This is a genomic window from Pontibacter toksunensis (assembly GCF_042686245.1).
In the GTDB taxonomy this organism is placed as follows: Bacteria; Bacteroidota; Bacteroidia; order Cytophagales; family Hymenobacteraceae; genus Pontibacter; species Pontibacter toksunensis.
Genome location: NZ_JBHUOX010000031.1, coordinates 36,837 through 45,679, shown reverse-complemented (window position 1 = coordinate 45,679; position 8,843 = coordinate 36,837). Strand labels below are relative to the sequence as shown.

Annotated in this window: 9 protein-coding genes; 2 read left to right on the top strand and 7 right to left on the bottom strand. The window is 45.1% G+C overall.

Annotated features, from left to right (window positions below):
* Positions 1-35 precede the first annotated feature (35 nt).
* Positions 36-1,310, top strand: a complete 1,275-nt coding sequence (locus tag ACFS7Z_RS24435) for a Y-family DNA polymerase (RefSeq protein WP_377491055.1) — start codon at positions 36-38, stop codon at positions 1,308-1,310.
* Positions 1,311-1,379: 69 nt separating this feature from the next.
* On the opposite strand, the gene ACFS7Z_RS24430 is transcribed toward ACFS7Z_RS24435, so the two are convergent.
* From ACFS7Z_RS24430 to ACFS7Z_RS24400, 7 genes are all read right to left on the bottom strand, one after another.
* A complete protein-coding gene (locus ACFS7Z_RS24430; RefSeq protein ID WP_377491052.1) occupies positions 1,380-3,548 on the bottom strand; it encodes a caspase, EACC1-associated type in 2,169 nt (722 codons plus the stop codon).
* A 3-nt stretch (positions 3,549-3,551) separates the two neighbouring features.
* Positions 3,552-3,932 (bottom strand): hypothetical protein, encoded by a 381-nt coding sequence (locus tag ACFS7Z_RS24425; protein WP_377491049.1) that lies wholly within the window; start codon positions 3,930-3,932, stop codon positions 3,552-3,554.
* A 481-nt stretch (positions 3,933-4,413) separates the two neighbouring features.
* On the bottom strand, positions 4,414-4,824 hold the full coding sequence (locus tag ACFS7Z_RS24420; RefSeq protein ID WP_377491046.1) for a hypothetical protein: 411 nt from the start codon (positions 4,822-4,824) through the stop codon (positions 4,414-4,416).
* A 164-nt stretch (positions 4,825-4,988) separates the two neighbouring features.
* Positions 4,989-5,804 (bottom strand): hypothetical protein, encoded by an 816-nt coding sequence (locus tag ACFS7Z_RS24415; protein WP_377491043.1) that lies wholly within the window; start codon positions 5,802-5,804, stop codon positions 4,989-4,991.
* Positions 5,805-5,967: 163 nt separating this feature from the next.
* Positions 5,968-7,377 (bottom strand): DNA primase family protein, encoded by a 1,410-nt coding sequence (locus ACFS7Z_RS24410; protein WP_377491040.1) that lies wholly within the window; start codon positions 7,375-7,377, stop codon positions 5,968-5,970.
* Between the two features lie 105 nt (positions 7,378-7,482).
* Positions 7,483-7,869, bottom strand: coding sequence for a hypothetical protein (locus ACFS7Z_RS24405; protein WP_377491038.1), 387 nt, complete (start codon positions 7,867-7,869; stop codon positions 7,483-7,485).
* Positions 7,866-8,240, bottom strand: coding sequence for a helix-turn-helix domain-containing protein (locus ACFS7Z_RS24400; RefSeq protein ID WP_377491035.1), 375 nt, complete (start codon positions 8,238-8,240; stop codon positions 7,866-7,868). Before ACFS7Z_RS24400 ends, ACFS7Z_RS24405 begins: the two co-directional genes overlap by 4 nt.
* A gap of 276 nt (positions 8,241-8,516) precedes the next feature.
* Here ACFS7Z_RS24400 and ACFS7Z_RS24395 point away from each other — a divergent pair, with 276 nt between their 5' ends.
* Entirely contained in the window at positions 8,517-8,822 is a 306-nt protein-coding gene (locus ACFS7Z_RS24395; protein ID WP_377491032.1) for a hypothetical protein, read from the top strand.
* Positions 8,823-8,843 lie beyond the last annotated feature (21 nt).

The following is an 8,843-nucleotide window of genomic DNA, read 5'->3' as shown; positions in this document are numbered from 1 at the left end:
GTGGTGGTTTGGATACTCCATAAGCCAGTGAAGCAATGACTACGCTGTTTGCATTATGCGACTGCAACAACTTCTATGCCTCCTGTGAGCGGGTGTTCAAGCCGGCCCTGAACGGAAAGCCCGTGGTAGTGCTGAGCAACAATGACGGCTGCGTGATTGCCCGCAGCAATGAGGCAAAGGCACTGGGCATACAGATGGGAGAGCCGCTATTCAAGATTCGGAACCTGGTGGACAACAGGCACGTTCATGCCTTCTCCTCCAACTATGTCCTCTATGGTGATATGTCAGACAGGGTGATGCAGACGCTTTCCATGTTCACCCCTAATGTGGAGATATACTCCATTGACGAGTGCTTTCTGGACCTGGGCGATTTCTACGACATTGACCTGTTCTCCTATGCCTGGAATATAAAACGCACGGTGCAACAGTGGACTGGCATACCAGTTAGCCTAGGAGTGGCTCCAACAAAAGCACTGGCCAAGGTTGCAAACAAGCTGGCCAAGAAGTCTTCAAAAGCAAAGGGTGTTCTGGTGCTTACCGACCCTTACCACATCAGAAAAGCCTTAGAGGCTACCAAAATAGAAGATGTGTGGGGTATAGGTACTCAATATGCTAAGTTTCTGAAGAAGCGGAACATCCATACAGCCTATGACTTCACGCAGCTGTCAGAAAACTGGGTAAGAAAGCATATGACAGTGGTGGGCGTTCGGTTGCTAAAAGAGCTGCGGGGTGAATCATGTTTAGAGTTGGAAGAAGTGGCGCCGCCAAAGAAAGGCATCTGCACCTCCCGAAGCTTTGGCAAGAAACTCAACAACTTTGAGGAGGTACAGGAGGCAACGGCAACATACGCTGCTAAATGTGCCAAGAAGCTGCGCCAGCAGAAAAGCTGCGCACGGATGATTACCGTGTTTGTCAACACGAACTGGTTTTCAGAACGCGACAGCCAGTACCACGGCAGCAAGACCATCTGCCTGCCCGTGGCCTCCAACTCTGATATAGAGCTCATCCACTACGCCAACATTGCCCTGAAAGCCATCTACCGCGACGGCTACTGGTACAAGAAATCCGGAGTGGTTGTGACGGACATTGTGCCGGAGAACCAGGTGCAGCTGGACCTGCTAGATACGGTGGATAGGGAAAAGCACGCGAAGCTGATGGAGGTGATAGACGGCCTCACCGACAAGTTCGGAAGAGGCAAGGTGAGCGTGGCGACACAGGGAGTGGACAAGTCATGGCTGCTCCGCAGCGACATGAAATCCCCCTGCTACACGACTCGCTTGAGCGAAATTCCATCGGTATATGTGGGGTAGGTACCTATGCTTTAAGTGCAAGAGAGTAATGTCTAACAAAGGAAAGACAATGAAATAATTTTTCAACCTTCAACCATTTAATAATAATTGAGAAATTCTCTCTAAATCATCATTACGTTCTAAACGTCTATAAAGCTTAATCAGATTCTGCATAGTAGCGTGGTCCTTCGGCTGAATCTGCAGTGCCTTCTCAAAGTAAGGTACTGCTGCCTGGTAATGCTTTTTTGCTTCAACTTCAAGGGCTTTGCCTTTCTTCATATATGTTGCGTAGTCCATTTTTGCTGCTATGTTGTTTACATCTGCGCCTTTGTTGAACTCTAACACTCCAAGGTTGTAGTTAGCATCGAAGTTGTTTGGGTCTATTTCAAGGGCTTTCATATAAATCGCTGTAGCACCTTCTAAGTCTTTATTGCGTTCTAGCAGATTACCTTTTACAGCTAAAAGGGTCGCATTACTTGGATCTGCCACGATCGCTTTATCCAGCTTATCCATTGCCTCATCAGCACGATTGGTTTTCAGATAGTAACGAAGCTCTTCCTGCATCAGGTAAATGCTGTGAGGCTGCTTTTCTACTCCAGCGGCCAACGTGTTCATTATATCTTCGTCAGAAGCTTCTACTTTCTGCATCAACTGAACCTTATCTTTATAGACATCCTCTGTTGTATAACCAAGCTTAATCAGATTTTCATAAAGAGAAAGAGCAACAGAATAATCCCTTCTATCTTTAGCAGCTTTTGCTGAGCGATAAAGTTCATCATAATTAGATTCCTCATAATAAAGTCCACCAACCGCTGTATCAGCTAAGAGAGAAGAATCCTCCACTTCATTATTAGTAGCTAAATATTCGTTATCAGCTGAAAACTTACTATATATTGCAGCAATAACTGCTACTATTACTATAATGAAAATAAAAAACTTCAAATTCGCTCCTAAAGGACGAATAAGTGATTTTAATAAATTTCCGTAGCTATTTTCCTCTTTTTCATTGGTTTCCGTTATAGTATGATTTGGTTCATTCTGCCTTAACTTTTCTTGTGACGTAAGAGATGAATCCTTCAACTCACCTTGAGATACTCCTGATATTTGTTTTGAAGAATAATCCTGACGCAAGTTTTCTTTGTAGGTTGTTTCATATTTATGGAGATTATCCTTATAAAAATTAGACTCTGCAATCACAGATGCTTCAACAGGTAATATATCTTCTTCAGAAAGGCCTAGAATCTGCTGAAGGTGCTTAAATTGTTCTTTATCCGCCTCATCAAGGCGCTTATGTTTATTTACTGCCTCTCTGAAAACCTGTTCATATTGTTGAAGCTTTTTTCTGGACTCTATACGGTAAGGTTCTAAAATCTCATCCTCAATAGCTTTCGCTTCAGATATGTCCAAGTTTATTTGTGTCCTCAACAAGTCCAATGTCCTACGCCCAATGAAAGATAACTCTCCTCGCTCAGCCAAACGAGCCACCTCTCTACGATATCGTTTATCAGGAGCAATCGGCGGAACTTTACTTATTAAAATTTTAAAACCCTCTCTTATAGCATAAATTTCAGGATTTACTTCAGGTCTTACTTCCCGAACCTTCTGGCTTGCATACTCATGCAGCTCGTCAATAGAAACACTACCATCTTCATCGCGGTCAGCAGCACCAGTTTGGATTCCTTCAACTAAAAAACGAGTGTAAAAGGATAGTTCTTCTCCTTCCTGCTCAAAAGAATATTGTGTTGAATTTGAGGAAGTAAGTACGGCACGCCCTTCACCTCCTAATTGATTGAGAATGTCAACTTTGCCATCGTCTTTGGCATAAAGGCCCTCAGCAAAAGCCCCACTGAAACAGCTGTCCAATATGATTACTTGTCGTTTGGACCGGCTTCTACTCATACTTTCTTGAATGAATGCAGAGGATACGGCTGAAGAGCGAACTAATTCTCCTTTATCAGTTTTGCGTGTCCAGCGGTTAGCAAGGAATAACTTACCCGTATCATCCTTAATCCCATGTCCTGAGAAGTATAGCAGAACTAAATCATCTTTATGTCGGCTTGAAAACAAGAGTTCTATACTCTCCTCCATCGTTTGTCTATCTGGATTTCTAAGTAAAGTTATGTCCGAGCTTAAAAATCCACCTATCTCCGGATGCAGCAGTAGCTTATATAATGCATCAACATCCTTTACTGCGGCTGGAAGTGAGCTTAGTCCCTGCATATACTCACTTACTCCTATCAACAAGGCGAACTTTGCCATATTTTATGCAGTCTTAAGAACAAAATCTTGTGCTGCTTTTAAAGCGTAATCAAGCTCCTGCCTACTATATGCTTTTAACTTGAGCTTCCTTCCATCAGCCTCTACCTCCAGTTCGATAGGTTTGCCTACTAATCGATCCTTTAAATAGCTAATTAACCTCTTAAAATTTTCAACATTGAATTGAGTGATAAGTAAGCCCGCAAGAAACCCTCCAATGGATTTGTTACCCAAAGGAGGACTGGTATCTATAACTCTGCTTACGGTTTCTACTTCATCTATTTCCTTAAGCTCCGCCATCAACCATTGAGCCTGCTTATCCCATTCTTCTGGTTCCAGCTCAGGGTCTTCAAAACGAATCGTTAACATCACGTTACTACCTTTCATTTTTATTTTTCAAATTAAGAATGAATATACTTGACTTTATTAAGCAACTTCACCATTGAATTTCGAACACAATCATAAAAATGAATTGGAACATTAGAGTAAGGAAAATATTTTAACCGCTACAAAAGGTTGTTTTTTACTTCAAACAGCTGCATTATCTAAGCTAGGGCATTTCTTAGGCTTAATGTTGTATTTTGTAGTAATAGGACTCATATAAATTACTACAATATACAATTAAATCATGCAAAAGTTTACTTTTGCATGATTTTTATTTAGCTCATCTAGAAACAATATTTTAGAATGAGAACAGCCGTTGAAGCAAGAAAGCTTTAGCGGCTTCCTATACTTCAACGGCTGTTGTCACTATGGTTTAATGTTGGGTATTCTTCTATAGAAGTGAGGCCTTCACAGGGTAAAACCTTGACTGCTATTTATCGCGCTTATTACAGTTATGTTGGGCAACAGCATGATTTCTCCATAGTTACAATACCAATATACCGTCACCAAAAGCGTATTTTTCCAGGTCTGTGATTTGCATCAGCGTGTACACATATTCCTTTGCCAAAAAGGTGTGGCACTTGCTATATGACGGCATAGGGTCGTGCCGTAGAGGCTTTACCCAAACCCCGTCCTCCCCCACTTCGTGCAGTGGGTTGCCTTTTCTGAACTTGATAGCTGGAATATAGCCTTCCACCTCGTCTCTGTCAGTGTCAATGATTTTTATAGCCTGATACTCCATTCCTATCTTGAGGCCAAGGTAATCCAGCGCCAAGTAATAGCTTGAAGGTTTGCACTTCACCCTGTACTTTTCAATAACCTTGATGGCCTGGTGCTCTGGAAAGCGCTTTACTAAGTCTGCAACCTCGCGGTTGAATGCAATTATATGTTCCATGATGTTTCATTATTTAAGAAGTTAATATTAGTGCTGGCCGGTCACCAGTTGTACCAGCCAGCTTTCTTTAAATTATGTTATTGGCTGCCACAAAGGCATTTTTTAGGTCGCACCTTATCGTACCGCTTTTAGGAGTACAATAAGGTGCGAACGGTGCGAGACTATCAGTCAGCGCTGCAGTGCTCTGGTTCTACAAAATAGAAGTCAGCATCCTTGGCTCTCCTGCACAGGTTCACCAGTTCCACATCCAGCGGAAGCCTTACACAGCTCAGGCCTATGATAGTTTTGATTACCGGCGCTGTCCGGAGCACGTTCCGCAGATAGCGCTCGCATGACTCCAGAACTCCGGACAACAGCAGGTTTTCATACTCAAAACCGTGTTCACTGCAGTGGGTCTGCGCCTGCTGTTTCAATTTTTCGACCTGAAGCAGGTATTTATCATGCATCACATGAATCCAAACCTTCCTTTGCTGGTGAATACCGCGTTGCAACTCATGCAAAAAACTTCTATAACCAGGTAAAAAGCCATAAATAGGAGGAAAAACAGGTGTTTTCGCTGTTTTTTCATCTGTCTCTTCTGTTTTTTGCTGTGTTTCCTGTATCAAAACACCTTCTTCTTGGGCATTTTTCACCGTATCAGGGTGCGTTTGTTGCTCCAGAAAGGGTGTCTGACCCGCTGTCCGGTGGTAGTTTTGCAGTGTCTGCCCCCCATTTTGTGATGTCTGTTCACTGTCCGGGTTTACATCTGCAACTGTCTGCTCTGTCTGACATGCTGTGTTGCTGGTTGTCCGGAGTTCCTCTTCTTTTGTCTGAAAAAGTGTCTGAAGGCGCTCTGACTCCAGCTCTTTCAGTGCCGTTTCAACGGCATACTTGGTGACTCCCAGCTCCTGGGCAATTTTCCGGATAGGCATATTTTTCTGGCGCAGCTGCTGCACAAGTTCCTTTAATGAGGGTGTTGTTGGGGTAGATAAATTTTCCAATGGTCTAAAAAATGGCTTTTTATATGGTTTTGATTCTTGATAATGATGGTCATGTAAAAATTAAGAATGTTGTTTTGGGGCTACACCAGCGTAACTCCTACACTCTTGCCTGTGGGTTCGGGAGTGTAGCAGTGCAGGCGGTGTAGCCGCCAACAAACATTTCTTAATTTGGCAAGGGCTGCAGCGCCAGGTAAACGACCCAACCGCAATTGCGCCTTACTACCTGCACGCCTGCGCCATCAAGTCTTTTGCGGAAGTTGGTGCAGTTCAGGGGCCGGTAGTTATCCTCCTGGCAAAAGCTCTTGTAGCTGGGGTAGAGTACTTTTAGCTTCAGACATTTCTCCAAGCTTTTAGCGTAGGCATTCTCCTCCATGAACATCTGCACGCTGTCAGACTCCTTCTTGTAAAGAGCCACCTGCGATTTGGATGCCTCACAGTCGCTGAATCTTTTCTGTGCCATTAGCCTGCTGAGACCTTGCAGTACCCAGTTGAAGACGCCAGAGAGCTCACTTGCGATTATCTTGCTGGCCAGCTGCTTGTCCTGGTCTTTCTCTGCGATGGTGCGGTCAAACTGCACAATCAGCAGCCTCCGGAAAAACGCGTCAGTGTGCTCAATGTCACGTGGCAGCTCGTTGCAGTTGAACAGTATCTTGGCGTAGCTGTACAGGATAGCCGGCTCCTTGTAAGGCAGGCGCACCTCTATTGGCTCATCCGATGTCAGCTGCTTGAATATGTTCGGGTCCAGACGTGTGGACAGCTCACTGGCGTAGTTGAGCAGCTTGTCACCCAGCATATACCTGGAATAGCCGTTCTCATTGGTCAGGCTTTGCAGCGAGTAACTGCACACGTTGCTGTGGCCCAGCAGCGCGTAGATGATGTCGAAGAAAACTGACTTTCCGTTCGCTCCAGTGCCGTAAAGCATCAGCGCCTTCTCCAGTTTCAGCACGGTCTGGTCCACGAACACATAGCCCAGGTACTCTGCGATAACCGCCTGCTTCTCTTTGTCAGGCAGCACCTGCTCCAGGTACTTTTCGAACAGCGGGGCCGCTGCACTTTCATCGTAGCTGAAGGGCAGCTGGTAAGTCATGAAGTCCTCTCTCCTAAACTCCCGAAGCATAGGTCCGTCAGGGCCGATTTCGAAGGTGCCGTTCTGAAGATTGATAAGAACGATGCCCTTTCGTCGCGGCGACATGGAAAGCCTGGCGGAGGCAAGGAACTGGCGGTAGAGCTGCTCTATGAACTGGTAGAAGCGGGCATCAAAGCGGTCTACGCCCATTTTCTCTGCCGCCTTGCCGAGAAAATCCTTCAAGTCGTTCTCCTCTATCGGCTGCCAGTGGCTGCCGTTGTAGAGGTAAACAGAGCCGTTGTGGCGACACAGGCCGCACTGCTGCTGCTCGGTTTTTTTCAGTACTTGTTCGACTACAAGGACATAGAGGTGGTTTCGCCGCAGGTGTTTTCCTTCTTTGAGTCCGGCTTCTGCCAGAAAGTCTACCTGCTCGAAAAAATCTAGCAGCTTTTCCAGCAGCCCCTCGTGCTTCGGAGGGGCTGCTGGTAAATTGGGTTTTGTGTTCATTAAAATGGATTGGGTTTAGGGTGATTGATTTTTTTGGGCAAAGCACGGCCTGCGACAGGCTCAAACGTGCCTGCCGGGAGCTTCTAAAAGCAAAGACGTCTTATGTTATGCTGCGTTGGGGATGGTGTTCTGGAGCCTTGGCTGAAGCTGTGCAATGGTGATGTCAATCAGCTCGACTTCAAGGTGCTGGGATTTGGCGAAGTCCTGCATGATGCTTCTTTCTAGGTTCATTTCCATCTTCTGATGCAGCAGTTGCGTCTTTAGCAGCTGCACCTCATCTATCAGACGTTCTACCTCCCGCTGCGACTCGAAGTAGAAGCTACGGTCCGACTCAAGCTCCTGAGTGAACATAAGGGCACGAGTGGTGTCGTGGTGCTGCTTAGCCTTGAACTCCTGCAGGCGGATTTCTCGGTTAGCGTTCACCTCCAGGAAAAGGCTCTGTGCTGTAAGGTACCTGGCGCTGGGTTGTCGGGTACTGTGACTCACTCTCATGCGGCCTTTGAAAGAAAAGGTGTTTTACCAAAGTTTTGCTTGCCGGTGCCACTGCTGCCTGGCAGGCGCTTGGGCTTCTCCATGGCGGCTAGCACCTCAGAGCGGAAGAAATACACTTTCCGGCCGATGCGGAAGAAAGGAAATGTACCGTCTTTTCTTCTCTCTTCCACTGTCTTACGTGACAGGTTCCAAACCCTACACACCTCCCCGGTGTCTATGGGGTCCTCATCCTTTTTTTCGAGATAGCAATCTGATGGCGCTGGCCCGCTCTCTCTCTGTAACTGCACGACGCGCTGGGCAACGCGCTCGATGAACTCGTCTGCTGACAGGTAAATCAGCAAATCATGGGGTAATTTCAATTCGTGTTTCATTGATAAAAGTGTTTAAGGGTATATTGAATTACTAATTGCATGTATATAAGGCCGCAAAGCGAGCATTGTGGGTATTGGTGCAAATCCAAGCTAGATATTGAATCCTATTTTACCGCTTCCAAAACTTGTACTATTCTATAGAATAAAAGCGATGGGCCCAGTATCTAATTAACCATAAGCCAGGCTCCCCCACTGCCAATAAAATGAGTAACCGACGCTAAGCTTCTATCTATATCTGTTATAAAAGACTGTCTACCTGCTGATGTTATTGGTTCAATGCAAGAGCTTTTAAATGATCACAATAAAGATCTGTCTGAATACGAAAATAATTTGATTTCTTTTATAGTAAACCCGTCGAAAATCCAAATCTTCAACAGTGAAGAAGCCGCTGAAGATTGGGGTGAAAATGAGTTGAATGTAGAGGAGAATAGTGAAGTAGAAGGGGATACTGTTAAAACACCTGCTGATGTATTTAATAAGTTTAGGGAATCTATGGAGGTGAAGCGTGAAATGCTTTTTAAAGCAGTTGCTCTTGTGCTTGCAGATAATTTACCACCAACATCTGAACGAGATAGTTTTTAAGGTTAACCTGCACTACGAGAG